25 protein-coding genes are annotated in these 25,396 nt (G+C 68.6%); 5 read left to right on the top strand and 20 right to left on the bottom strand.

Translation table 11 applies throughout. The features are described from left to right. Positions 1 to 51: 51 nt before the first annotated feature. On the bottom strand, positions 52 to 1,062 hold the full coding sequence (gene gap, locus CWT12_RS06750) for a type I glyceraldehyde-3-phosphate dehydrogenase (RefSeq protein WP_161924206.1): 1,011 nt from the start codon (positions 1,060 to 1,062) through the stop codon (positions 52 to 54). A 338-nt stretch (positions 1,063 to 1,400) separates the two neighbouring features. Between gap and CWT12_RS06755 the strand changes: the two genes are divergently transcribed. From CWT12_RS06755 to CWT12_RS06770, 4 genes are all read left to right on the top strand, one after another. Beyond that, positions 1,401 to 1,919, top strand: a complete 519-nt coding sequence (locus CWT12_RS06755) for a flavodoxin family protein (RefSeq protein WP_161924207.1) — start codon at positions 1,401 to 1,403, stop codon at positions 1,917 to 1,919. A 236-nt stretch (positions 1,920 to 2,155) separates the two neighbouring features. Next, positions 2,156 to 2,953 (top strand): MerR family transcriptional regulator, encoded by a 798-nt coding sequence (locus tag CWT12_RS06760; protein ID WP_161924208.1) that lies wholly within the window; start codon positions 2,156 to 2,158, stop codon positions 2,951 to 2,953. A gap of 167 nt (positions 2,954 to 3,120) precedes the next feature. Continuing rightward, on the top strand, positions 3,121 to 4,026 hold the full coding sequence (locus tag CWT12_RS06765) for an ABC transporter ATP-binding protein (protein ID WP_161925343.1): 906 nt from the start codon (positions 3,121 to 3,123) through the stop codon (positions 4,024 to 4,026). Then, a complete protein-coding gene (locus tag CWT12_RS06770) occupies positions 4,023 to 5,642 on the top strand; it encodes a hypothetical protein (protein ID WP_237564067.1) in 1,620 nt (539 codons plus the stop codon). Before CWT12_RS06765 ends, CWT12_RS06770 begins: the two co-directional genes overlap by 4 nt. Here CWT12_RS06770 and CWT12_RS06775 read toward each other — a convergent pair. From CWT12_RS06775 to CWT12_RS06850, 17 genes are all read right to left on the bottom strand, one after another. Beyond that, entirely contained in the window at positions 5,632 to 6,003 is a 372-nt protein-coding gene (locus CWT12_RS06775) for a metal-sulfur cluster assembly factor (RefSeq protein ID WP_161924210.1), read from the bottom strand. The genes CWT12_RS06770 and CWT12_RS06775 overlap by 11 nt on opposite strands. A 77-nt stretch (positions 6,004 to 6,080) precedes the next feature. Beyond that, a complete protein-coding gene (sufU, locus tag CWT12_RS06780; protein ID WP_161924211.1) occupies positions 6,081 to 6,548 on the bottom strand; it encodes a Fe-S cluster assembly sulfur transfer protein SufU in 468 nt (155 codons plus the stop codon). A 2-nt stretch (positions 6,549 to 6,550) separates the two neighbouring features. Beyond that, positions 6,551 to 7,900 (bottom strand): aminotransferase class V-fold PLP-dependent enzyme, encoded by a 1,350-nt coding sequence (locus CWT12_RS06785; protein ID WP_161924212.1) that lies wholly within the window; start codon positions 7,898 to 7,900, stop codon positions 6,551 to 6,553. 57 nt (positions 7,901 to 7,957) lie between these two features. Continuing rightward, positions 7,958 to 8,707, bottom strand: a complete 750-nt coding sequence (gene sufC, locus CWT12_RS06790) for a Fe-S cluster assembly ATPase SufC (RefSeq protein ID WP_161924213.1) — start codon at positions 8,705 to 8,707, stop codon at positions 7,958 to 7,960. Positions 8,708 to 8,746: 39 nt separating this feature from the next. Further along, positions 8,747 to 9,979 carry a Fe-S cluster assembly protein SufD gene (sufD, locus tag CWT12_RS06795; protein WP_161924214.1) on the bottom strand — a complete coding sequence of 411 codons (1,233 nt, stop codon included), beginning with the start codon at positions 9,977 to 9,979 and terminating at the stop codon, positions 8,747 to 8,749. Between the two features lie 76 nt (positions 9,980 to 10,055). After that, positions 10,056 to 11,495 (bottom strand): Fe-S cluster assembly protein SufB, encoded by a 1,440-nt coding sequence (gene sufB / locus CWT12_RS06800; RefSeq protein ID WP_161924215.1) that lies wholly within the window; start codon positions 11,493 to 11,495, stop codon positions 10,056 to 10,058. Beyond that, positions 11,495 to 12,223 carry a helix-turn-helix transcriptional regulator gene (locus CWT12_RS06805; RefSeq protein WP_161924216.1) on the bottom strand — a complete coding sequence of 243 codons (729 nt, stop codon included), beginning with the start codon at positions 12,221 to 12,223 and terminating at the stop codon, positions 11,495 to 11,497. The genes sufB and CWT12_RS06805 overlap by 1 nt, the downstream gene beginning before the upstream one ends. A 229-nt stretch (positions 12,224 to 12,452) precedes the next feature. Further along, positions 12,453 to 13,367 carry a glycosyl hydrolase family 32 gene (locus CWT12_RS06810; protein WP_161924217.1) on the bottom strand — a complete coding sequence of 305 codons (915 nt, stop codon included), beginning with the start codon at positions 13,365 to 13,367 and terminating at the stop codon, positions 12,453 to 12,455. Between the two features lie 3 nt (positions 13,368 to 13,370). Continuing rightward, positions 13,371 to 14,318 carry a carbohydrate ABC transporter permease gene (locus CWT12_RS06815; protein ID WP_161924218.1) on the bottom strand — a complete coding sequence of 316 codons (948 nt, stop codon included), beginning with the start codon at positions 14,316 to 14,318 and terminating at the stop codon, positions 13,371 to 13,373. 1 nt (position 14,319) lies between these two features. Then, positions 14,320 to 15,246 carry a carbohydrate ABC transporter permease gene (locus CWT12_RS06820; RefSeq protein ID WP_161924219.1) on the bottom strand — a complete coding sequence of 309 codons (927 nt, stop codon included), beginning with the start codon at positions 15,244 to 15,246 and terminating at the stop codon, positions 14,320 to 14,322. Between the two features lie 65 nt (positions 15,247 to 15,311). Next, a complete protein-coding gene (locus tag CWT12_RS06825) occupies positions 15,312 to 16,607 on the bottom strand; it encodes an ABC transporter substrate-binding protein (RefSeq protein WP_161924220.1) in 1,296 nt (431 codons plus the stop codon). Between the two features lie 82 nt (positions 16,608 to 16,689). Further along, on the bottom strand, positions 16,690 to 17,697 hold the full coding sequence (locus CWT12_RS06830; RefSeq protein WP_161924221.1) for a LacI family DNA-binding transcriptional regulator: 1,008 nt from the start codon (positions 17,695 to 17,697) through the stop codon (positions 16,690 to 16,692). Between the two features lie 129 nt (positions 17,698 to 17,826). Further along, complete coding sequence (locus CWT12_RS13425; protein WP_202616158.1) at positions 17,827 to 18,186, bottom strand: hypothetical protein; 360 nt, start codon at positions 18,184 to 18,186, stop codon at positions 17,827 to 17,829. A 5-nt stretch (positions 18,187 to 18,191) separates the two neighbouring features. Then, positions 18,192 to 19,064, bottom strand: a complete 873-nt coding sequence (locus CWT12_RS06835; RefSeq protein WP_202616159.1) for a MalY/PatB family protein — start codon at positions 19,062 to 19,064, stop codon at positions 18,192 to 18,194. Continuing rightward, on the bottom strand, positions 19,061 to 20,014 hold the full coding sequence (locus CWT12_RS06840; protein ID WP_337247882.1) for a DUF3737 family protein: 954 nt from the start codon (positions 20,012 to 20,014) through the stop codon (positions 19,061 to 19,063). Before CWT12_RS06840 ends, CWT12_RS06835 begins: the two co-directional genes overlap by 4 nt. 178 nt (positions 20,015 to 20,192) lie before the next feature. Beyond that, on the bottom strand, positions 20,193 to 21,245 hold the full coding sequence (locus CWT12_RS06845) for a GNAT family N-acetyltransferase (protein ID WP_161924222.1): 1,053 nt from the start codon (positions 21,243 to 21,245) through the stop codon (positions 20,193 to 20,195). A gap of 149 nt (positions 21,246 to 21,394) precedes the next feature. Beyond that, positions 21,395 to 23,614 (bottom strand): DNA gyrase/topoisomerase IV subunit B, encoded by a 2,220-nt coding sequence (locus tag CWT12_RS06850; RefSeq protein WP_161924223.1) that lies wholly within the window; start codon positions 23,612 to 23,614, stop codon positions 21,395 to 21,397. A 202-nt stretch (positions 23,615 to 23,816) separates the two neighbouring features. Between CWT12_RS06850 and CWT12_RS06855 the strand changes: the two genes are divergently transcribed. After that, complete coding sequence (locus tag CWT12_RS06855; RefSeq protein WP_161924224.1) at positions 23,817 to 24,095, top strand: DUF7455 domain-containing protein; 279 nt, start codon at positions 23,817 to 23,819, stop codon at positions 24,093 to 24,095. Between the two features lie 4 nt (positions 24,096 to 24,099). On the opposite strand, the gene thiD is transcribed toward CWT12_RS06855, so the two are convergent. Together thiD and CWT12_RS14355 are read right to left on the bottom strand one after the other, a co-directional pair. After that, the gene (gene thiD / locus CWT12_RS06860) at positions 24,100 to 24,954 is read right to left on the bottom strand and encodes a bifunctional hydroxymethylpyrimidine kinase/phosphomethylpyrimidine kinase (protein ID WP_161924225.1); all 855 of its coding nucleotides are present in this window, start codon (positions 24,952 to 24,954) and stop codon (positions 24,100 to 24,102) included. Next, positions 24,951 to 25,331 carry a thiamine phosphate synthase gene (locus CWT12_RS14355; protein ID WP_272927744.1) on the bottom strand — a complete coding sequence of 127 codons (381 nt, stop codon included), beginning with the start codon at positions 25,329 to 25,331 and terminating at the stop codon, positions 24,951 to 24,953. The genes thiD and CWT12_RS14355 overlap by 4 nt, the downstream gene beginning before the upstream one ends. Between the last annotated feature and the right edge of the window lie 65 nt (positions 25,332 to 25,396).

The following is a 25,396-nucleotide window of genomic DNA, read 5'->3' on the forward strand; positions in this document are numbered from 1 at the left end:
CGCGGCGACGTCAGGCTCCATCGGGCGCTGCCGACAGTGCTCCCGGAGCCGTCAGGCGGCCAGCTGTGAGCCGATCCGGTAGGAGAACTCGACGAGCCGGTTGGAGAAGCCCCACTCGTTGTCATACCAGCCGAACACCTTCACCTCGTTGCCGACGACGGCGGTCAGCGGAGCATCGAATATCAACGAGTGCGGGTTGCCGACGATGTCGCGGGAGACGATGGGCGCCTCGGAGTACTGCATGTACCCGGCCAGCGGGCCGTTCTCCGCGGCCTCCCGGAAGGCGGCGTTGACCTCTTCCACGGACGTGGTCCGGCCCGCGACAATCGTCAGGTCGGTGATTGAGCCGACGGGAACCGGTACGCGCAGGGCGGCCCCGGTCAGGCGCCCCTCCAGTTCGGGAATGACCACTCCGATGGCGCTGGCTGCTCCCGACGACGTCGGGATGATCGACTCCGCGGCGGCACGGGCGCGGCGCAGGTCGCGGTGCGGTGCGTCGTGCAGGCGCTGATCTCCCGTGTAGGCGTGAACCGTAGTCATGAGTCCGGTTTCAATGCCCACCAGGTCGTTGAGAACCTGCGCGAGCGGTGCCAGCGAGTTGGTGGTGCACGAGCCGTTGGAGAAGACGTCAGCGGCGTGGACATCGAGCTCGCCGTCATTGATGCCCAGGACGAAGGTGGGAACGTCACCCTTCGCGGGGGCGGAGACGATCACCTTCTTGGCCCCGCCCTCCAGGTGGGCGGCGGCCTTGGCTCCGTCCGTGAAGAATCCGGTGGACTCGATGACCACATCGGCTCCTACGCTGTCCCACGGGATATGGGCGGGGTCGGGCTCGGAGAAGACCGCGATGCGTCGGCCGCCCACCACGAGCGCCTCACCGTCGGCGTGCACGTCCTCCAGACGGCCGCTGACGGAGTCCCACTCAAGCAGGACACCCAGCGTGGCGGCGTCGGTGAGGTCGTTGACGGCGACGACCTCGACGCCCGCGTGGTTGGCCAGCGCCGCCCTGAGATAGGTGCGGCCGATCCGGCCGAAGCCGTTGATTCCGATTCGCACAGTCATATCTGTTCTCCCTCGTTAGTTGGTTGTGGTGCGGTACCGCTCGTGGACGTGGCCGCGAGCGGCTGGTTGGCAGATCCCTATGGCCCGCCGATCTCCATCCCACGATGTGCAGCTGCGAATCCTCTGCGGCTCCACTGGCAAGGTGGCGGGCAGTGCCTAACTCCCGACACACAGTTCCGTGAGCCTTGGCCCTACTCGGAGTTTCTTCACCGCCGGGCCGGCCAGCGGCTCCCAACCGGGCCATCGCAACCGGTACCCGCTTGCGTGCGACGTGACGTCACACCCGACGCTGGGTGTGTCCGCCCCACCCGGGGCACCGCCGGCAACCGGGAGGAACCATGCCCACCGCACCCACCGCGCTCATCGTCGTTGAGTCCTGCTTCGGCAACACCCGGGCGATCGCCGAGGCCGTCGCCGCCGGGCTCACGGATGCCGGGACGCAGGCCCGGGTCCTTGATGCGGTCCAAGCACCCACCTCGCTGTCCGCGAAGCTCGATCTGCTGATTCTGGGAGCTCCCACCCACAACCGGGGACTACCGACCGCAGCCACGCGCACCCAGGCTCTTAAGCAAGCCGGTGCGACCGTGCCGAACAGCGGCATGCGCGAATGGCTGGCGCGCACCACCATTCCGGCCGTCCTTACCACGGCCGTCTTTGACACGGTGACCTCCAAGAGCTGGCTGAGCGGCTCGGCGGCCAAGGCGATTATCAAGGCCCTGCGGCGCGGGCGGGGCCGGGATGCACCGTCGATCAGGAGCTTCCTGGTTCAAGGGCAGTCGGGGCCCCTGGCCGACGGCGAGGAGGCGGCCGCCCGCACCTGGGGGCGTGCTCTGGCGGCGTTGGGCCTGATCGCCTAACTGTTCGTCATCGGCATGGAGACGATCGTGGCGCTGATCGGCTGCGTCCCGGTCCTGGGGTTCGCGGTTTGGCTCAGCACCAGGCTGTGGCGCTGAACGGCCGTTGTTGGTCCGGTGACAGCGGAGTCGTAGGCGCCTACGGTGGTCCCATGAGCCCCGCCTGTGATCCCTCCGAACCGTCCGCCGCCCTGCCCTGAGGACACCTCGGCTCAACCGAAGGAGACACGACCCCTCCCATGCGCGTCGCCGAAATAGCCCGGCTCACCGGCACCTCCGTTCGCACTGTGCGCTATTACCACTCGCTGGGTCTGCTGCCCGTGCCCGAGGAGCGGGGCGGCTGGCGCGACTACGACCTCGGCCATGTGGCCCGCCTGTCACGCATCCGCTGGCTGGTCCAGGCCGGCGTCCCGCTGAAGGCCATCGGACACATACTGGGCCGGTCCGCCGAGCAGGAGGAGGGCCCGGATGCCGCGGCAACCGTCATCACCGACCTGTCGGGAGCACTGTACGCCGTACAGGAGCACCTGGACGGGGTGCTGCGGCAGCGGGACATGCTGATCGGCCTGCTGAAGCGGGCGCAGGAGGGCTTGACCGTCTCCCCGATGCCGCCGCGCATGGTGGCCTTCTTCGACCGTCTGGAGGCGGCCGCGCCCGATGAGCGGACACGGGCGGCCGTGCGCCGCGAGCGCGACCTGGTCGACGTGGCCTGCTACAGCGGGCGCATGCCTCCCGCTGCCGAACTGATCTTCCCCGAGCCCGACGACGGTGAGGACGCCGACGCCCTGGCGGCCTACGGCAGGGACACCGCGGGCCTGAGCGACGCGCAGATCGAGGAGCGCGCGGCGGACAATATCGCCAGATTCGAACGGGTTCTGGGGCCGCAGCGCTGCCGGGAGCTCGCCGAAGACTTCGACACCGCCAGTGTCCGCCCCCTGTTCCAACTGATTGCCGCGGTGGAACCGGGGTATGCACGGATGGCGGAGGCGATGGAGAGGCTGTTGATCGAGGCGATCGCCCGCTGGCGGGCGCGGTGAACACGCAGTACCGGCCGACACCGCCCGTCGCCCGACAGCGGGCCGCGACACGCCGGGCGAGCGCCGCACGGCACGCTTGAGTGCGACGCGACGTCACACCCGAGCCTGGGCGCATGCCGCCTATCGACTCCGTCACTATCGACTCCTCCACCAGGCCCGCCGCCGCAATGGACTCCCGCCGCCCCGAGGGCGCCATTGAGATCAGCGGCCTAGTCAAGGCCTTTGGACGCCTGCGCGCCGTCGACGGCCTGGACCTGAACGTGCGCCGCGGTCAGATCCACGGCTTCCTCGGTCCCAACGGCGCCGGCAAGTCCACCACGATTCGCGTACTGCTGGGCATGTACCGCCGGAGCGCCGGCGAGGTGCGGGTGCTGGGACTCGATCCGGCGCACGCGGCGAACGCCATCACCCGGCGCACCGCCTACGTACCCGGCGACGTGGCGCTGTGGCCGGCCCTGACCGGGGCGCAGACTCTGGACGCCTTCGCCGCACTGCGCGGCCGCCGCGATCGACGCCGCGAGGCGGAGCTGATCGAGGCATTCAGTCTGGATCCGTCCAAGCCGGTGCGCAGCTACTCCAAGGGCAATCGACAGAAGGTGGCCCTGATCGCGGCCCTGGCGGCGCCGTGCGAACTAATCGTCCTGGATGAGCCCACCGCCGGACTCGACCCGCTTCAGGAGGAGGTATTCCAGACCTGTGTGCGCCAGGCGGCCGCCGGGGGCCGCACGGTGCTGCTGTCCAGCCATCTGCTGGACGAGGTGGACCGCGTGTGCGACGCGGTCACCATTATCAAGGATGGGCGCACCGTGGAGACCGGCACACTGGACGCGCTGCGGCACCTGCGCGACTCGACGATCACCTGCCGTCTGCCCGACGGCGCTGCACCGGAACTACCACGCGGCATCAACGCCCCGCCGGCGGGGGCCGACGGCGTGACGCGAATATCGGCGCCCGCTGAGGACGTTCCGAATGTGCTGAGCGCCCTCATCGCCGCGGGCGCCCAGGGACTGACCTGCGCCCCGGCGTCCCTGGAGGACCTCTTCCTGCGTCACTACGAGGGCCAGGCCCGATGATCACGCGACCGGCACTCATGCGACACGTCCTGCACACCGCCCGTATCCTCGCCCGTGAGGAACGCGCCTGGTTGCTGGCCCTGCCGACGACGGTCGCACAGTTGACCGCTCTACTCGCCCCTAGCTATGCGACCACTTACGCCACGGCCGCGGATCTGGCTCGTGCCGTGGCAGCGTTAAGACTGTCGAAGACCACCGCCGCTCTGTACGGTGAGCTGCCCGCGAGTGCTGCCGTAGTGCAGCTCGCGGTCTGGGAGCTCGGGGCGCTGACCTGCCTGCTGCTGGGAATCGTGGTGGTGCTGCGCGCGGTCGCGGTCACGCGCGCCCAGGAGGACGGCGGGCGCTCGGAGATGCTGCATGGTATCGGCGTCGGTCCGGTCGGCGAATTGGCCGCGTCTTGCCTGGTGCTCGCCGCTCATTGCCTTCTGCTCGGCGTGGGCGCCGGAGCGGGCCTGGCGGCGTTAGACGGGGCGAACAGCGCGGATGCCCTCGCCTACGGCGCCGCAGTGTGCGGTACCTGCGCCCTGATTGGCGCCTTTACCCTGCTGTTTGCGCAGCTGACCACCGACGCCACCGGTGCACGCGGCGTCGGGCTCGCCGCCCTGGGATTGCTGTACGCCGGGCACGGCGCGTGGGCCGCCGAGGGCTGGACGTGGGCCGGTGCCTGGTCCCCTTTCGCGCTGCGCGGCATCATCGACCCCGGCGGCGAGAACGATTGGCGTCCGCTGCTGGTTGTGTGTGCGGCACTGCTGGTACTGCTTACGGCAGCCGCGGCCGCCGCGCATCGTCGGGACCTGGGTGCCGGGTTGGTTCGGATCGGGTCCGGACGTCGGCACCCGCTGCGGGCTCGTGGCCCGGTGACACTGGCACTGCGGCTGTCTGGCATACAACTGCTGGTGTGGGCGGTGGCGACCGCAACCATCGCTGGAGTGCTCACGGCCATGGGCGAGAACATGGTCGATTTCGCCCGAAAGGGCGCAGTGGACGGGGGCGTGCTCGGCTCACAACTGGGCGGTGGCGATCCAGGCGCGGGATTCCTCGGCTACGTCGGCGTGCTGACGGCTGCCATGGCCTGCGCGCAGGCAGTGGTGCTGACCGGGCGTTTCGCCGCCGAGGAGTGCTCCGGGCTGGTTGAGGCGGCGCGCGGCACCGGCACCGGGTCGGCGCGGCAGCTGGCCGCCTGGTGCCTGGTCGCTCTGCTGGCGACGGCGCTCACGCTCGGTGCGGCCGCGCTGGCGGCGGGTCTGGTGGGACACGCGCTGCTGGATACCACCGCCGCTGACGCGCTGCGGCTGATGGCCGGGCAGTGGCCCGCCGCAGCGGCCTGCATTGGTGTCACCGCGCTACTGGGTGGTGCCTGGCCGCGGCTACGGTGGCTGGCGTGGGCGCCGCTGCTAGTTGGACTAGGAATCGCCCAGCTCGGGCCCAGCCTGGACCTGCCCCGGTCGGTCATGGATGCGGGCCTATTCGCCCAGGCGGCCGAGCCAACGGCGGCCTGGCTGCTGCTGGGCGGCGTGGCCGGGATTGCATCGGGCGTACTGGCGGTGCGCAGCCGCGACCTGCGCACCACCTCCGGACGGCGGTCCGGCTCGGCTGGCCCGCGGGTCAGACGTTGAAGCCGAGGGCACGCAGCTGCTCGCGACCCTCCGGGGTGATCTTGTCCGGGCCCCACGGCGGCAGCCACACCCACTGCACGCGCACCTTGTCGGCGATCAGTCCGAGTGCCTGCTGAGCCTGCTCCTCAATGATGTCAGTGAGCGGGCATGCGGCCGTCGTCAGGGTCATGTCTAGCACGATGGTGCCGTCAGGCTCGATCGATATCCCGTACAGCAGGCCGAGGTCCACGACATTGATGCCCAGCTCCGGGTCGATGACGTCGCGCAGCGCCTCCTCAATGGCCGCCACATCGACGTCGGCGACGGTGGTCGGCGCCTGCTGCGCGGCCATCGGATTGGTTTCCTGAGCGGTTTGGCTCATTTGCTCCTCCTAAAGGGTGATTCAGGGTCTGTAACAGTGAAAAGGACGGATGCGGGTCCCGGGACGAGCGGAACCGGTCAGTCCGCCTGGGTTCCTTCCAATGGCTCACCTGCCTTGAGCAACGCATCCTTGAGCGCGATCCATCCCAATAAGGCGCATTTGACCCGGTTGGGATACTTCGACACGCCTTCGAAGGCCGCGGCATCCTCCAGTTCGTCCAGCACGGCGGGATCGACGCCGCGCCCGCGCGAGTGCATCAGCGCGTCGAATTCCGCCTCGAGCCTCGCCACGGTCGCTAAGTCCGCGCCATCTACCAGATCATGCATAACCGAGATGGACGCCTGTGAGATGGAGCAGCCGTCCCCCTCCCAGCCGACGGACTCGATGCGCCCGTCAACCACCCGCACCCCCAAGGTAACCTCGTCTCCGCAGGTCGGGTTGACCTGATGGGAGACGGCGTCCGGTGCATCCAGGGCACCCGCGCCGTGGCGCTCGCGCGAGTGGTCGAGGATGACCTGCTGGTACAGCTGATCAAGTTCGTTCATGTTCACCTCTGGAAGTAGCCGCGGACTGTGGCGACGGCCTCAAGGAACCGGTCTATCTCCGCGGGCGTGGTCACCGGGCCTAAGGATATCCGTGAGGATGAGGGCACCCCGAAGTGCGCGTGAATCGGCTGGGCGCAGTGGTGCCCGGTACGCACCGCCACGCCGGCGGCGTCGAGCACCTGGCCGACGTCGTGGGGGTGAACCCCATCCAGGGCGAAGGCAACCACCCCCAGGCGGTCCTGAGTGCCGCTCGGCCCGAGAATCCGCAGACCGGGCACCTCCCTCATGCCCCGCAGGGCGCGTTCCAGTAAGAGCTGCTCGGAGGCGTGCAGCCTGTCCATGCCGATTCGTGCGAGATAGTCGACGGCTGCATGCCAGCCGGCCGCTTGGGCGAGCGGTTGACTGCCGGCCTCGAAGCGTGCGAGTCCGGGCATATAGGTTGATGAGGCCATGGTGACCGTCTCGATCATGGAGCCACCGGTGAGCACCGGCGGCATCGCGTCCAGCAGCTCCTCGGTGGCCACGAGAGCACCAATCCCGGTTGGGCCCAGCATTTTGTGGCTGGAGAGCACCATGGCATCTACCCCGGCCGCGGAAAGGGCACCGAAGTCCAGGGGCAGGTGCGGGGAGGACTGGCAGGTATCCAGCACCACCAGGGCGCCGGCGCTGCGGGCGGCGGGCAGGAGCTGCGCCAGCGGCGTGATCGCTCCGGTCACATTCGAGGCGTGGGTCATGGCGAGAACCCGGGTGCGGTCGGTGATAACCGAGACCGTGCTCGGATCGATGCGTCCGTCCTCGGTCAGGTCCAGCCAGCGCAGGGTGGCGCCGGTGCGGGCCGCCAGCTCCTGCCAGGGCACCAGGTTGGCGTGGTGCTCGGCCACCGTCACCACAATCTCGTCTCCCGCCCCGACGCGCAGGCGGGCCGCGGCGTCGGTCGCGGCTGCCGCCGCCCCGCCGCGCTCGGCGGGCCGCCCCAAGCTGGCGTGGCCGATGGCCAGCGCCACCAGGTTGACGGCCTCGGTGGCGTTCTTGGTGAACACCAGCTGACTGCCGCGGGCGCCTACGAACTCCGCGACGGCGTCCCGGGCGTCCTCCCACACAGCCGTGGCCTCATCGGCCAGCTGGTAGGTGGAACGTCCGGCAGCCCCGTTGGAGCGGCGATAGAAGTCCGCCTCCGCGTCAATGACCGCAGCCGGCTTCTGACTGGTGGCGGCCCAGTCCAGGTAGGCCAGTGCCTCACCATTGCGGGCGGGCCGCCCCAGGTACGGGAAGTCCGCGCGCAAGGAGGCGATCTCGGCCGCGGTCAGTGGGTTACCCACCGCCTGCGGCTGAGGCCGGTTCGGTTCGGTCATGTGCTTTGCCCCCTGAGTATCGGTTTGCGGGTATGCGGCGGGGCGTCGGCCGACGCCTCAGGCGAGGAAGCGGTCGTAGCCCTCCTCCTCCAGGCGGTCGGCGAGGTCCGCACCGCCCTCCTCGGCAACCCGGCCGTCCACGAACACGTGAATGTGGCTGGGCTTGATGTAGCGCAGGATGCGCGTGTAGTGCGTGATCAGCAGGAAGCCGGCGTCCGAGGCGTCGTGCAGCCGGTTGACCCCCTCGGAGACGATGCGCAGCGCGTCAATGTCCAGGCCGGAGTCCGTCTCGTCCAGGATGGCGAAGCGGGGGCGCAGCAGCTCCATCTGCAGGATCTCGAAGCGCTTCTTCTCGCCGCCGGAGAAGCCCGCGTTCACATCTCGCTGGGCGAAGGCCGGGTCCATGCGCAGGTTCTCCATGGCCTGGTTGACCTGGCCGATCCACTGGCGGACCTTGGGGGCCTCGCCGTCGACGGCCGTCTTGGCGGTGCGCAGGAAATTGGCCACCGTTACGCCGGGGACCTCAACGGGGTACTGCATGGCCAGGAACAGGCCCGCCCGGGCGCGCTCGTCGACGGTCATGTCGAGGATATTGACGCCGTCCAGCAGCACCTCGCCCTCGGTGACCTCATAGTCTGGGTGGCCGGCGATGGAGTATGCCAGGGTCGACTTGCCGGAGCCGTTGGGGCCCATGATGGCGTGCACCTCACCGGAGGCGACGGTCAGGTCCACGCCCTTGAGGATGGGCTTGGGACCGTCGTTGGTGGCGACCTGGACGTGGAGGTTCTTGATCTCGAGGGTGCTCATAACTCTTGGTTCTTCTTTCGTGGGCAAAGTGGTTGGGGCTCAGACGGCGGCGGCCTGCTCGCGGGCGGATACGAGCCCGGTCAGCTCGAGCTCCTTCTCTATCGCGGCCATCAGCCGCTCCTCGACCTCGGGCACGCGGATCTCAGCGACGATCTCGTTGAAGAAGCCGAGCACCACCAGGCGGCGGGCCTCCATCTCCGGGATGCCGCGGGCGCGCAGGTAGAACAGCTGCTCGTCGTCAAAACGGCCGGTTGCCGAGGCGTGCCCGGCGCCCTCAATGTTGCCGTTCTCGATCTCCAGGTTGGGGATGGAGTCCGCCTTGGCGCCCTCGGTGAGCACCAGGTTGCGGTTGAGCTCGTAGGTGTCGGTGCCGCGCGCGCCGGCACCGATGAAGCAGTCGCCTACCCACACGGAGTGAGCGCTCTCCCCCTGCAGGGCGCCCTTGTAGGCGACCCGGGAGTAGCAGTGCGGCTCGGTGTGGGCGACGTAGGGGCGGTGCTCCTGGTGCTGGCCGCCGTCGGTGAAGTACACGCCGTAGGCGTCAATGTGTCCACCCTCGCCCTGGAAGCCGAGGTCGGAGCAGATGCGCACGTCCCCGCCCAGGGAGACGACGACGTGCTTGAGGACGCCGCGCCCCTCCACGCGCACGCGGTGGTTGGAGGCGTGAACGGCACGGTCCTCCCACCCCTGAATCGTCACCAGGGTCAGCTCGGCCCCGTCGGCCACAGTCACCTCCACGGTCTGGGTCAGCGCGGCGGTGCCGCGGTGGTCGAGCAGCACCGTACCCACCGCATCCCTCTCGGCGATGACGCGAATGTGCTGGGCGGCGGGGTGCGCCAGCGCCTCATCCGCGCCGGTGGTGGTCACGCGCACCGCCCGCTCCAGCACCGCCCCGGGCAGCACGGTTAGCACGGTTGCGGCCTGGAAGGCGGCCCAGGCGACAACCCCGGTACGGTCGACTGGGGCCCCGACGACGCCCAGGCGCGGGTCCTGGCGGTCGACGGTCTCGGCCTCGGTGCCCGCCGGGGCATCGATGTCAACGACCAGCGGTCCGGAGCCGGATCCCGCCATGACGGCGTCGAGGTCGAACAGGGGGGCGAAGCGCTTGACGGGGGTGAACCGCCACTCCTCCTCGCGGCCGTGGGGAACCGGGATGTCGGCCGGGTCGAAGGAAGTGGGCCTCTCTGCGCGGGAGGAGACGTAGCGTCGCCCGCCGTGCGAGTGGGCGCCCTCCAACGACGCGCGCGAGTGGTCGGTCTTTAATTCGGGCATGAGTGCTCCTTGCCGGATCGCCTCCGGCGGCTCGTAATCGGGCAGTAAAAAGTACGGGCTGCGTGTGCCGGCCGGCTCAGCCGACGGAGTTCTCCATCTGCAGCTCGATGAGCCGGTTGAGCTCCAGGGCGTACTCCATGGGCAGCTCCCGGGCGATGGGCTCGACGAAGCCGCGCACGATCGTGGCCATGGCCTCGGTCTCGGTCAGCCCGCGCTGCATCAGGTAGAACAGCTGGTCGGCACTCACCTTGGACACGGTGGCCTCGTGCCCCATCTCGACGTCGTCGGTGCGCACGTCCACGTACGGGTAGGTGTCCGAGCGCGAGATCTCATCCACCAGCAGGGCGTCGCACAGCACATTGGACTTGGAGTGCCGGGCGTTCTTCTGTACCTGCACCAGGCCGCGGTAGCCGGAGCGGCCGCCGCCCCGGGAGATCGACTTGGAGACGATGTGGCTGGAGGTGTGCGGCGCCATGTGGACCATCTTGGCGCCGGTGTCCTGGTGCTGCCCGGCGCCGGCGAAGGCGATGGACAGGGCCTCACCGCGGGCGTGGGGCCCCATGAGGAAGACGGCCGGGTACTTCATGTTCCGCTTGGAACCGATGTTGCCGTCCACCCACTCCATGGTGGCGCCCTCGGCGCAGGTGGCGCGCTGGGTGACCAGGTTGTAGACGTTGTTGGACCAGTTCTGGATGGTCGTGTAGCGCACGCGCGCGTTCTTCTTGACGATGATCTCCACGATCGCCGAGTGCAGGGAGTCGGTGGAGTAGATGGGGGCGGTGCAGCCCTCCACGTAGTGCACGTAGGAGCCCTCGTCAGCGATGATCAGGGTGCGCTCGAACTGGCCCATGTTCTCGGTGTTGATGCGGAAGTAGGCCTGCAGGGGGATCTCCACCTGCACGCCCGGCGGCACGTAGATGAAGGAGCCGCCGGACCACACGGCCGTGTTCAGGGCGGCGAACTTGTTGTCGCCTGCGGGCACGACGGAGCCGAAGTACTCCCGCATCAGCTCGGGGTACTGCTTCAGGGCGGAGTCGGTGTCCAGGAAGATCACGCCCTGCTCCTGAAGGTCCTCGCGGATCTGCTCGTAGACGACCTCGGACTCGTACTGTGCGGCTACCCCGGCCACGAGCCGGTCGCGCTCCGCCTGGGGAATCCCGAGCCGGTCGTAGGTGTTGCGGATGTCCTCGGGCAGGTCCTCCCAGGAGGAGGCCGGCTTGTCTGTGGAGCGCACGAAGTACTTGACCTGGTCCATGTCCAAGTCGGACAGGTCCACGCCCCAGGTCGGCATGGGCTTGCGCTTGAAGATCTCGTACGCCTTCAGGCGCTTTTGCAGCATCCACTCGGGCTCGCCCTTCAGCGCGGAGATCTCACGGACCACTTGCTCGTCCAGGCCGCGCCTGGCGGAGAGGCCGGCGGCGTCGGAGTCACGCCAGCCGTACTCGTAGGTCTCTGAAATCGACTCGATGATCTCGTCGTCGCTGCTGCGGACGGTCTCAGTCACGGGAGCTGTCATCAGTTTCCTTCCATTCTTCGGGGGCTGCGGCCCCGCTGGTCTACCGCCCGTGCAGCGCGCTTGCGCAGCGTGGGCATGGCGATGGGTACGTGTGTGGTGCAAACGTGCTCGCCGCCGGCCAGGGTGGCCAGGCGCTGCACGGGTACACCGAGCAGGCGCGCGAAGGTGCGGGTCTCGGCGTCGCAGAGTGCCTGGAAGTGCCCGGCGACCTCGCGCACCGGGCAGTGGCCCTGGCACAGCTGAACGGCGAAGGTACCGTCACCTACGTCACGGACCGTGGCCGCGTAGCCATCCAGGGTCAGGGCGTCCGCCAGGGCGCGCGCCCGCTCGGCCGGGTCCTTTCCGACGGCCTCGACAATGGGCATGTAGCGGCGCTCCAGATCGCGGCCGCGGGAGGCGGCGAAGGAGTCAATGGCCTTGTCCCCGCCTACCTGCGACAGGTAGGACAGGGCCCGGTTGGCCAGCTCCGAGTACCCCTCGCCGAAGCTCGTGTGCGCGTGCGCGGTAGCGACGTAGAAGCGTGCCGGGCGGCCGCGGCGGCGCTTGCCGCTGGCGGCCGGGTTGTGGACCGCGATCTCACCGGACTGCTCCAGCGCGGTGAGGTGACGGCGCACGGCTGCGGGGGTGAGACTGAGCACCTTGGCCAGCTGGGCGGCTGATATCGGGCCCTTCTCTGCGATTAGGTCGAGGACTCGTGAGCGGGTGGAGTCGTCATCGACTTGGCTCATGGCTTACTCCTCTCCAAGGCGGCGCGGTGCGGGCGGCGGAGCCGGGGGGACGACTCCTTGCACACGTCAAACTTTAACGAACATCTTTGTTCCGAAATTCCACGATGGCAAGTTCCCGACGCCGAGCGGCGCGTGCGATATAGCACGTCGCGACTGTGGCACGCAGGCGGCCCGGGTGCCTCTCGACATCCCGGGCCGCCTGTTCGTGCCGGTGAAGGTGCAGATACCGCTACGGTGCCGCCGCTAGCCCGACCTCGTCCCAGCGCAGTGGATCGGGCATGGTGCCGATGAACTCGCCGTCGACGACGTCGTTGAAGCCGGTGTAGATCCACTGGCCGTCCCGCAGCTGAACCAGCTGGCCGGCGTACAGGTGCTCCGGAACCACGTACCGGGCGGAGTCGACGTCCCAGGGCCCCAGGGGGCTGTCCCCCTCGGCGATCCACACTCCGCCCGGCCCGGGTTCGGCCTGCATGTCCGCACCGCATGAGAAGACCAGCAGGTGCCGACCCTCCACGTGCCGCGACTGGCTGACCTCGAGCTGACCGAACCTGCTCGGCTCGGTCAGGGGTGGCAGCACCTCCCAGTGGTCGAGGTCCGCGGACACCGCGTGCCCGATCACGCCGGCGTGCTTGCGGTCAACGCCCCGGGCGCGGGCGGTGACCAGCATGTGCCACAGCCCGTCATGGCGGAACACGAAGGGATCGCGCCACGGCTCGTCGAAGGCGTAGCCGGGGCTCCACTTCTCATACCACCGTCCGTCCGCCTCGAGCGGCTGCGCGCAGCAGCGCTCAAAGGTGACGCCGTCGGCGGAGTCGGCCCAGCCGATCCGCTGGACCATGCCGCGCTCCGCCCGGGAGATGCCCGTGTAGAACACCCGCATACCGCCGCCGGGCTTGTTTATGGTGCAACCCGTCCAGATGGCCTGGTCATCGAATGCCGGGCCGTCGGAGTGCACCAGGGCGTCCGGAAGCAGCTGCCAGTTGCGCGCGTCGGCGGAAACGGCGTGCCCCATGGAGGCCCGCCAGTGCCGCCGGTCCGGGTCATGCAGTGCCCGGGAGGCGCGCAGGAAGAACAGGTGGTAGTGCTCGCCGTCGTCGGCGATCCAGTGGTCCCACAGCCAGTGGTCTGCAAGCTCCAGTCCCATCGCTCACCCCTTGACCGCGGTGCCGGCCAGCGACTGCACGAAGGAGCGTTGGAAGATGACGAAGATGATCAGCACCGGCAGGGTGATCAGCGTGCCATAGGCCATGATCTGGCCCCATACGGGATTGAGCTGGAAGAAGTACTGCATCCCCACGCTCACCGGTCGCATCGACTCCTGCTGCACCACCATCAGGGGCCACAGGTAGGAGTTCCAGGCCGGCAGCATGGTGATGATCGCAACCGTGGCAAAGGTGGGCCCGGACAGCGGCACGATGATCTTGCGGTAGATGGTCCACCAGCTTGCACCGTCGACGCGGGCGGCCTCGTCGATCTCCTTGGGGATGTCGCCAAAGTGCTGAGCGAATAGGAAGATCGCCAGCGCATTGGCCACGTAGGGCAGGATCTGCACCTGGTAAGTGTTGAGCATGCCCTGCTTGAGCAGGAAGCCGTCCACGGCCCACTGGATGGAGGGCAGCTTCGCCACCCAGAAGACCAGCGGCACCGCGATGGTCTCAAAAGGCACCATCAGGGTGGCCAGCACCAGGGACAGGATCAGGTTCTTGCCCCTCCAGCGCATGCGTGAGATGGCGAAGCCGATCATGGAGTTCACGATCAGTCCCAGGCCCACGATCGCCACGGTGACGATGACGGAGTTGGCGATGAAGCGTCCTGCCGGCACCCGGTTGAATACACCCTCGTAGTTGTCCAGGCTCAAGTCCCCCACCGGCAGGAACGCCTTGAACGAGCCGAGATCGGAGAAGATCTGGGCGTCGCTCTTGAAGGACGAGAAGATCATGAACAGCAGGGGGAAGACGGCGACGACGGCCGCCACTGTCAGCCCCAGGTAGGTCAGGATCCGGGAGCGGCGCTTGGTGGCGGCACGCCCGCGCCTGCGCGAGGTCCCCGGCGTGGCCTCCGGGGCCGGGCCTGCGGTGTTCGCTGCGGTGGTCATGTCAGTCACCCTCTCTGGTCAGGCGCCGCTGGATGAGGCTGATCACTAGCACGGCGACGAAGAAAATCAGCGAGATCGCGCTGCCGTAGCCCATGTCCTGCTCGCGGTAGCCCTTGCGTACGGCGTGGTAGACGAGTGTGGAGGTGGCGTCCTGGGGTCCGCCCGAGGTCATTACGTCCACCTGCACGAACAGGCCCAGTGCGGCAATGGTGATAGTGACCAGGATGAACACCATCGTGGAGTGGAGTCCCGGCCAGGTGACGTACCGGAAGCGCTGCCAGCCATTGACGCCGTCGAGTGCGGCGGCCTCGTACAGCGCCGGGTCGATTCCCTGCAGCCCGGACAGCCAGATAATCATGTGCAGGCCGACCGCCTGCCAGATGGACAGCAAGATGATGGCGGGCATCGCCGTGCCGGGATTATTCAGCCACGCCACGGCTGTCCAGCCGCCACCGGTGAGGGTGTTGAGGATCGAGTTGAACAGGCCGTCCTTCTCGTAGAAGAAGCTCCACAGGATGGATACCACCACCATGGAAGTGACCACCGGCATGAAGATCATGGTGCGGAAGGCGGTCACGCCCTTGACCTTCTGGTTGACCAGGATCGCCAGCGCCAGGGCGAGCCCGGACTGGCAGGGCACCACGATGAGCGCGAAGAAGGCCGTGTTGGTCAGCGACCTGATGAAGGTCGGGTCGCTGCTGAAGGCGCGGATGAAGTTGCTCAGCCCGATGAACTCGGGCGGGTTGGGGGATATCAGGCGCGCGTTGGTAAAGCTGAGCGCGAAGGTGAGCACGATGGGGATGCCCAGGAACAGCGTTAGCAGCAGCAGCGCGGGCGCTGACATGAGCCAGGCGGTGCGGGCCTCCTTGCGCAGCGCGGCGGAGCGCCCGACGCGTTTAGACGACGTGGTTGCGGTTGACGTGGACATGAGTGTCTCCTCCCCGGTGGGGACGCCGACTGCGTCCCCACCGGTACTCGGGACGGAAGCTGCCGTCACTTGGCCTGGTAGCCGTTGTTGGAGGTGATGTCGGCGTCGATGTCCTTGACCGCTTGGTCCAGGGTGGACTTCACGTCGGCACCGGAGACGATGTCACGGGCGGCCTTGTCGAAGATCGAGGAGATCACCTTGTAGCCGGGCGTGGCGGGGCGCAGGAGGGCGTACTTGGTGCCGATCTCGTACACGGGCTCCAGGGCCCCGCCCTCCTTGTAGTACTCGGTCTGCGGCGTGGCCGAGGGCACAGAGGGGAAGTTGCCGATGGCGTTGGAGTACTCCACCAGGTACTCGTCCTGCATGAGGAACTCGATGAATGCGTTGGCCGCGGCGGGGTTGGAGCTGGTGGCCGACACGCCCCACTGCCAGGAGCCGCCGCCGACGCGCGCGCCCTGTCCGAAGTCCACCGGCGGGAGGATGAGCACCTCGTCCTCGCCGAAGGTCTCCTGCGACTGGAGCACCTTCCAGCCGCCGGCGTAGTAGAGCGGCACCTTGCCCTGGAGGAAGTCCTGCCCGTCCGTTGCGGGCGTCTCGGAGGCGTATCCCTTGGTGAAGCAGGAGCGGAACCACTCGCCCCACTGCACCGCGGCGTCGCCGTTGAGGAAGCCATCGGCAGTCTCGAAGGTCTCCCGATCGATCAGGTCGCCACCGAAGGACTGCAGCATCGGGGCGTAGGCGTAGGGCCACCACTCGGCCGTATCCGCTACCGAGAAGTCGATCGCGTAGTCGTAGTCGGGCAGCTCGGAGAGCTTGGCCAGGGCGTCATCGAACTCCTCTCGGGTCCACGGCTGGTCGATCGTGGGGATGGGCACGCCGGCGGCCTCGAAGGCGGACTTGCGGCCCAGGAAGCACAGGGAGGTGTCGTAGGGGCCCACCGAGTACAGGGTGTCATTCCAGTAGCCCTTGGCCGAGTCGATGATGCTGTCCTCCAGCTCCGAGGAGATCTGCAGGGGCGCAAGGTAACCGGAGTAGGCCCAGTTGGGCATGATGGGGCCGTCCAGGTCGAGGATGTCGGGCAGGTCCCCGGCCACGGCGGCCGCCGCGATGGAGTCGTTGTAGGAGGCCTGCGGGAAGTCCTTGACCTCGACGGGGGTGTCGGGGTTGGCCGCGTTGAAGGCCTCCACCGCATTCTTGACGACGGCGAGCTCCTCGCTGTTGCCCCCGTTGTGGGTCCACAGCGTGATGGCACCGGAGGAGCCGGAGGCGGAGCCGCCCTGCTGGGAGGAGCAGGCGGCGAGCGTGGCGGCCACTGCGGCGGTTACGCCCAGGCCGAGGAACGTGCGGCGAGTAGTGGACATGGACACTCCTTCGTGTGTCACTGGGATGGTTTACCGGAATCGGGGCGAATCCGGGGCTTGTGGGGGCCGCCCGGCCCGGGGCTCAGGCGCCCGGGGGTGCGGGGGCGGTTGAGTTGCGGACGATGAGGTCACACGGGAAGCGGTGGATGCCTGCGGGCTCGGGCAGGTCGTCGTGGATCAGCCGCCGCACGAGCCAGTCCGCCATCTCGTAGTGGGGCAGGCGCATGGTGGTCAGCTGGGGCGCCAGATTCGTGGAGATCAGCCGCAGGTCGTCGAAGCCGACAACCGACAGCTGCTCGGGGATGGAGATTCCCAGGGCTGCGGCCGTGCGGTACACGCCGGCCGCCATGCCGTCGTTGTAGCAGAAGACCGCAGTGGGACGGTTCTGGCGGTCCAGCAGCCTGCGGGCACCGGCATCCGCCTGCTCTGGGTGCTGTCCGGCTGCTATCACCAGGTCTGGGTCCGGGGTAATGCCCGCCTCGCGCAGGGTTGTCTCGTATGCTGCGCGGCGCATCCCAATGGCGACAGCACAGACGTCTTGAGTCAGGTGGCCGATCCGGCGGTGACCCAGCTCCAGCAGGTGCGTTACCGCGGCGCGCGCAGCCGCCTCCTCATCGGGCACAACTCCGACGACGTCGTCCCGATCGGCGAAGCCGTTCAGGACCGCCACGTTGTCCAGCTCCGCCGGCACGCGCACCTGCTGGTGGTACATGGCGGCGTGCACGATGACGTCTACGCGCCGGGAGCGCAGCTCGCGCACCGCGCGGCGGGTCGGTTCCGGTTCCCCGCCGGAGTCGGTCAGCAGCACGGACCAGCCGAGTTCTGCGCAGGCGCTGAGGATGGCGTCGATCATCGCAACCGCGTAGGGAGTGGACAGGACCCGGACGCCGAGCACCCCCACGGTGCGCGTGCGGCGGTTGCGCATGCCGCCTGCAAGCGCATCGCGCACGTAGCCGAGGTCCTCCGCCGCGGCGCGCACACGGTCCGCTGTAGCCTGGGAAACCCTCCCCTGCGCCTTGCCCGACAGCACCAAGGAGGCGGAGGCCGTGGAGACGCCGGCTGCATCAGCGACATCACTGAGAGTCGCCATCGCCCCTCCTGCTAGCTCATTAGTGGACCGGGCAACCGCGCCCGCTAACAAGAGTGTGAGTCGTCACATGAGGTTAAGTCAAACGATTAACGTCACAGCTGAATATACGAGCGTGACCGACGTGTCGTTTCAGTGCCCGGCAGCCGCCCAGTTGCGCACCCCGCGCACCAGGCGCTCGAGGCCATCGTCAACGCGAGCGAGCTGAGTGCCCAGATTCATGCGGAGGAAGCCGGCGCCGGCACGGCCGTAAGTACTGCCGGCAGTGAGCACCAGGCCGGAATGCTCACGAATCTGAACGGCCAGGGCGGTGGTTGCGTCCGCAAGCGCGTCTCCTCTCCCGGCGGCGGGTCCGGCGCCGGAGCGCAGCAGTGGGCGCACGTCGATCCAGGACAGGTAGGTGGCCTGCGAAACCGGCGCAGCACAGCCGGCCAGTTCGCGCGCCACCACGTCGGCCACCCGCGCTTTGTTAGCGGCGATGTAGCTGCGCACTGCTGTCAGCCAGGCCTCCCCTCTGCGCTGTAGGCGGCGACTACCGCCGGCACGGCGAACGCTCCCGGCTCGGCGACCTCGTCGGTATTCAGGCTGCGCTCCACGCGGGAGCGCAGGTGCGGCTCGGGGATGACGACCGTCGCCGAGTGGACGCCGGCGGTGTTGAAGGCCTTTGACGGCGACAGGCAGGTGATGCCCACTTCGGCGCACACCGGCGCTGCAGCGGCGAAGGGCGTGTAACCAACCCCGGGCAGGGTGAGGTCGCAGTGAACCTCATCGGACACGACGAGTACGTGGTGCTCGGCGGCAAGTGTGCCAAGGCGGGCAAGTTCTTCCCGGGTCCACACCCGCCCCACGGGGTTGTGTGGGTTGCACAGGATCATCAGGGTGGCGAGCGGGTCGGCAAGCTTGGCCTCCAGATCGGCCCAGTTGATCCTCCACTCCCCGTTCTCTCCCTGCCGCAGGTCGCTGGTGACCAAGCGCCGACCGTTGTTCAGGACGCTGTTGGTGAAGATGTTGTAGACGGGCTGCTGAATCACAACCTTCTCGAACACATTGGTCACGCTGCGAACGATCGAGGAGATCGCGGCGACGACCCCCGTGGTAGGGATCAACCAGTCACGCTGTAGCGGCCAGCCGTGGCGGCGTGTCCACCAGTCGGTTACGGCCTGCTCGTAGGCGTCGGTGACGACGGTGTAGCCCAGCAGGCCCTCGCGGGCAACACGGGCGAGTGCCCGGCGCACGACGGGCGCGGTGCGCAGGTCCATGTCCGCAACCCACATGGGCAGCTCACCGGGCCCGGCCTTATCCCATTTTAGTGAACCGGTGCCACGCCGGTCGGTGCACTCGTCCAGGTTGAAGTTGGAGGAGGAGCTCATGCGTCTACCAGGGGCGTCCAGCCGGTTTCGATGCGGGTCGCGGCGGGTTTCACTCGGTCTGGGTCGAAGATCTTCTCGCCGATGGAGCCGACCCTGATTACGCCGTCGTAGGGGTTGGTCAGTGAGTCGAGGTGACCGATTATCTCGGCGTCAATGCCCCGGCAATACTCAAAGGCGAGAGTGGTGTCCAACAGACGGCAGCCCCGCAGGGTGAGTCCATCGATGTAGCACAGGCCCTGCAGACTCTGAACGGTGCAGTCGACGAGGGTGACGTTGCGAGAGTTCCAGCCCAGGTACTCCCCCACGATCACCGAGTTCTCCACCACCACATTCTCACAGTTCCAGAAGGCGTCCTTACTCAGCAGCACACTGTCCCGTACGGTCACGTCCCGCGCCCCGTCGAAGGCGTAGTTCCCGGTGAGCCGCAGCCGTTCGGCAGTCACCCCGACGGCGTCCTTGGCGAAGTAGTCGCCGGTGGCATTCACCTCCGCTAGCGTCACTTCCCGGCAGCTCCACAGGGTTTCTTCGGCATGTGGCAGGTCCACCCGCTGCAGGCTGATACCGCGGCCGCGGCGGAAGGTCTTTGGTGCGGCCACCAGCGTGCCTTCAATGCGGATGTCGTCCGTGTACCAGATGCCGGAGCGGGCGGTCTCCAGCAGAGCGCCGCCGGTGACCGACACGTCCTGGCAGTACCAGAGCGGATACTTCCACTCGAACACGCTGTCGCTGATACGCAGACCGCGGCTCTCCTTAAGCGGGGATTCACCGTCGCTGAATGTGGAGTGGACGATGGTCAGATCGCGAGAGGCGTACAGCGCGCGTTCGCCGGTCAAGTGCTGATGGTCGACCATCGAGTCGCTGTTGCCGAGACAGTCGGTCGGTGCTGCTGGGGTTGCGGCTAATGTCATGGCACACGACTCTAGGAAGCCGACGTCCTCGCAACGAGGCATTATCAGTACCTGTCAGCGATCTCCTCTTCATCGTGCCGGCTCCGAGTCCGAACAGGTGCAGGCCGTCTCCACGACGTCGCCTCCGGCAGGGGAGCATCGGACCCGGCGGGAGCCCGATGCGATCCAGCCGATGTCAACCCCGGTGCTGCGGGCGGAGCCAACGCGCGGGAATCGGCGCCTACACGTCCAAGCCGTAGAGGATGGTCCCCCGGGTGGCGGTGTAACCCAGGTCGCGGAACAGGTCGACGGCGCCGCTGGGATCGTCTGACTCGAAGCCCGCGGCAGCGTACTCCATGCCGTCGGCCGCGTAGGCGCGCATGGCCGCGCACAGCAGCGCCGGGCCCACGTCCCTGGAACGGTAGTCGGCGAGCACGCCGATAACGTCCGTGTAACCCTCCCGCCAGCCGAGTGCCTCCCAGTCCTGCTCATAGCGGCTGGACAGCACGTAGCCGGCCACGCGCGCACGGTCCCCGGACCGGTCCAGCGCCACGAAGCTCCACTGGGGGGCGAAATAGGCACGCCCGGCCCGCCACTCCTCCGGGCTCATGCTGCCGCCGCCGGAGTCGGCGAAGGCCTGGTTGTGGGCTCGGCGCACGGCATCATCCAGGTCCTCCGACCACGGCTCGATACCGAGGAACCCATCCAGCTCAACCGTGGGTATCGCGGTGGCCAATGAGCGCCTGACCTCCCGGTACCAGCGGCGCGGCTCGAAGCGCAGCTCCAAGAGGTGATCCTTCATGCGTTCATCGTCCTCTAGGACCGTGGTGACGATGTGCGCTGGCGCGGAGGCGGCCGATCCGGACGGCTCACCTGCCCGTTCGGCACCGATGAGGTGCCGGGCCCGCTCGGTCTGCCAGTGCAGCAGCGCCACTCCGATGCCGCGCCTACGCCAGGCAGGGTCTACGGTCCCGGTCATGGAGGCGTAGATCTCCCCCGCCGGACGCAGCCGCACCAGCCCGAATGCGCGCATCACACCATCGGCGTCGCGCCCGGCCACACCGGAATAGGTGGGGTCTACGAAGTACTCGGCGGTCTCCTGCGCGGTGGTGCGGTAGGGCGGGTTGTCGGCAGCCTCAGAGCGGGCGACCAGATCGGCGAGCTCGGCATTATCGCGAGGTCCAAGCGGCGACCAGGTGAGCATGCGGGGCAAGGCGGACCGGGGACCGGGACGGAACATGGCCCAGGGGCCACCCGGACCGGTGCGGGGCGTCGAACCGTAAACCGGCGTCATATGCGTCTCCTTCGACGGGACGGTGCCCGACCTCGGGCCTGGACGGATCAGATGTTGGATGAAGCGGGTCGCTCCAGGTTACCCGAGCAGCCCACCCGCACCGCGTGCCGTCGGCGCGGAGGCGTCACCGGCGGCGGGCCTCCGGAGCCTCAGGCGTCGATGCGCTCGCGGTCGATGTCGGCGGCGCCCTCGATGATGAAGTCGCGGCGCGGCTCCACGCTGGAGCCCATGAGCAGCTCAAACACGTTCTCCGCCTCGGCGAGCTCGGCCTCGTCGCTCAGGGTGATGCGCCGCAGGGTGCGGTGCTCCGGCTCCATCGTCGTCTCGGCCAGCTGGTGGGCATCCATCTCCCCCAGGCCCTTGTAACGCTGGGGCTCCTTGAAGCTGCGCCCCTGCTTCTCCAGCTTGCGCAGGGTGGTGACCAGCTCCTCGTCGGAGTAGGTGTAGATGACTTCCTTCTTGCGTCGTCCCTGGGCGGATACCTCGATCCGGTGCAGCGGGGGCACGGCGGCGAAGACGCGGCCAGCCTCGATCATGGGGCGCATGTAGCGGAAGAACAGGGTCAGCAGCAAGGTGCGGATGTGGGCGCCGTCGACGTCGGCGTCGGTCATCAGGATGACCTTGCCGTAGCGGGCGGCCTCCAGGTCGAAAGTGCGTCCGGAACCAGCGCCGACCACCTGGATGATGGCGGAGCACTCGGCGTTGCGCAGCATGTCCGCCTGGGACGCCTTCTGCACGTTGAGGATCTTGCCGCGGATCGGCAGCAGCGCCTGGAACTCGCTGTTGCGAGCGTTCTTGGCGGTGCCCAGGGCGGAGTCGCCCTCGACGATGAACAGCTCGGAGGAGGCGACGTCGTCGGAGCGGCAGTCGGCCAGCTTGGCGGGCAGCGTGGAGGTCTCCAGGGCGGTCTTGCGGCGGGTGATCTCCTTGTGCATGCGGGCGGACACGCGTGCGCGCATCTCCCCGACGATCTTCTCCTGCAGGGCGCGCGACTGGGTCTTCAGGTCGCGCTTGGAGGAGGTCAGCAGGGCGGTGAGCTCCTTCTCCACCACCTTGGCGACGATCTGGCGCACCGGGGCGGTGCCGAGCACCTCCTTGGTCTGTCCCTCGAACTGGGGCTCGGGCACGCGCACGGTGATGACGGCGGTCAGCCCCGCCAGGATGTCGTCCTTCTCGATGCGCCCGTCGCGGCTGGTGACCTTCAGGGCGCGGGAGTTGGCGTCGATCTGCTTGCGCAGCACCTTGGTGACGGCCTGCTCAAAGCCGGTCAGGTGGGTGCCGCCCATGGGGGTGGCAATAATGTTGACGAAGGAGCGCTCGGTGGTGTCGTAGCCGATGCCCCAGCGCAGGGCCACGTCCACGGTGCAGGTGCGCTCAACCTCGGTGGGGCGCAGGTGTCCGGTGCGCTGGTCGAGCTGCTGCACGGTCTCGGTGTAGGTCCCCTCGCCGGTAAGGCGGAAGGTATCGGTAACGGAGCCGTCGGTAGCCAGGAAGTCGACGAAGTCCGCAGTTCCGCCCTCGGCGTGGAAGACCTCGGCGCCCTCCTGGTCCGCGGCGCCGGAGGTGAACAGGTCGCCCGCACCCGCTGAGGCGTGGGCGGCCTTGGCGCTCAGCGCCGGGTCGCCGGCCGCAGGACCGCTGGCCGCGGCGGCGACGGCCTCCGGGTCGCGCTCATCGGTGAGGGTCAGCGTGAGCCCGGGCACCAGGAAGCTGGTCTGCCGCAGCCGGGCGCGCAGGGCGGTGATGTCGTACTGGGCGGGTGCGGGGAAGATCTCGGGGTCGGCCCAGTAGCGCACCCGGGTGCCGGTTACGCCCCGGCGCACCTTGCCGACCACGCGCAGCTGCGTGGCCTCGGTGTACTCCTCGAAGGGCGCATCTGGGTTGGGGCCCGTGGTGGGATCTGTGAAGACGCCGGGAACGCCGCGCCTGAAGCTCATGGCGTAAGTCTTACCGCCGCGGTCCACCTCCACGTCCATGCGGGCTGACAGGGCGTTGACCACGCTGGCGCCCACCCCGTGCAGGCCGCCGGCGGAGCCGTAGGAGCCGCCGCCGAACTTCCCGCCGGCGTGCAGCTTGGTGTAGACCAGCTCGACGCCGGTCAGCCCGGAGGAGGGCTCCACGTCCACGGGCACACCCCGACCGGTGTCGCGCACCTCAATGGACCCGTCGGCGTGGACCAACACGTCAATGCGGTCCCCGTAGCCCTCCAGGGCCTCGTCCACGCCGTTGTCGATGATCTCCCACACGCAGTGCATCAGGCCCCGCTGGTCGGTGGAGCCGATGTACATGCCAGGGCGCTTGCGCACCGCCTCAAGCCCCTCCAGCACGGAGAGGTGGCGGGCGGAGTAGGACTGGGAAGAATCTGGCACGGCCCGAATCTAGCCGATTGCCGGGGCGGCTTCGGCGCCCCGCGCCGCCGCCGGGATGTGGTCTTCGCCCGGCGCCGACGCGTCGACGCCACCCCTGATTCCCGTGATTCCCTGCGTTCGCCGTGGGCGCAGGGGGTGCGCCCGGGGCGGAAAACGGCCCTTCAGCGTTGGCGCGGGCGCCCAGCGGTGGTGAAATCGAGCCATGAGCACCGCAACTCCTATCTCCACCACGGTCGCCGATCCGACGGCCGTGCCCGAACAGGCCACCGGCCAGGCCGCGGCGACCGAGACGCGTCCGCTCACCACCGCCGACCGCTGTGACGTCTGCGGCGCGCAGGCCTACCTGCGCGTGGTCCTCGCCTCCGGCGAGCTGCTGTTCTGCGCCCACCACGGCCACGCCCACCGTGACGCCCTGGAGCGCCAGGCCCTGTTCATCCAGGACGAGTCCGACCGCCTCACCCGCTCAAACGAGTCCGACTGACCGACTAGGCGGGCGGCTCGCCCGTCGGATCCTTCAACTTTCTGCCTACGCCCTCTGGCTGAGTCGGCCAGAGGGCGTAGTAGTGGTGCACCGGGCCGTGCCCGTGGCCGACACCGAGCAGGTCGGCGTGCGCTAGGGCGCCGGTCAGGTAGGCCTTGGCGTCTCGTACCGCCGCGATCCAGCTGTCACGCTGCGGACGCAGGGCGGCGACGGCGGACGACAGCGTGCAGCCCGTCCCGTGGGTGTTGCGGGTGCGCACGCGGCGACCCGGCAGCAGCACCGTGCTGTCGGTGTCGGCATACACGTCGGCTGCCCCTCCCGCCAGGTGGCCGCCCTTGAGCAGCACCCGGCGAGCCCCGCGGGCGAGCAGCGCCTCGGCCTGGCGGCGCATCTCGTCGGGGCTCGTGGCGGGCTCGCATCCCAGCAGCGCGGCCGCCTCCGGCAGGTTCGGCGTGATCAGATCCGCCCGCATGCACAGGCGGCGCAGCGCCGCCAGGGCGTCGGCGTCGAGCAGGCGGTCCCCGGAGGTTGCCACCATCACCGGGTCCAGGACGGTTCCGGGCAGACCGGGGAGGTACTCCCCCACCGCGTCGGCCAGCTCGGCGGTGGCGAGCATGCCGATCTTGGTGGCGTCGGGGGCGATGTCCGCCAGCAGGGTGTCCAGTTGCAGGCGCACGAAGTCCACGGGTACGGCATGCACCCCGGTTACCCCGCGCGTGGACTGAGCGGTCAGTGCGGTGACCACGCTCATCCCGTAGGCGCCGAGCGCCCCCATGGTCTTCAGGTCCGCCTGGACGCCGGCGCCGCCGGAGGGATCGGAGCCGGCGACGGTCAGCACCCTGGGGATTGTGCTGGTCATTGTCCGCTCTCCCAGGCCCCGCGCAGTTGCTGCGCGGCCTCCCGCGGATCATCCGCCAGGCAGATGGCGGAGACGACGGCGGCCCCGGCCAGTCCCCCTGCGCGCAGAACGGGAAGGTCCGCGCTGGTGACTCCGCCGATGGCGACGCACGGCAGGCCAGCGGACGCGGCCAGGCGGATGACGCCACCCGTGCCGATGCCTGCGGGCGCGTCCGTCTTGGTGGCGGTGGCCCGTACCGCCCCTATGCCAACGTGGTCGCAGGCGCCCTCCGATTCCGCCGCGGAGAGTTCCTCCGGGGTGGCTGCGGACAGGCCCAGGTAGGCGGCTTCACCGATGAGCTCACGCACCACGGTCGCAGGCAGGTCCCGCTGCCCCACGTGCACGCCTGCCACCGGCGCCCCAGACCGCGGGCCGCCAGGAACACGTCTACGCGGTCGTTGAC

Origin of the sequence: Actinomyces sp. 432 (genome assembly GCF_009930875.1) — a bacterium.
Classification (GTDB): Bacteria; Actinomycetota; Actinomycetes; order Actinomycetales; family Actinomycetaceae; genus Actinomyces.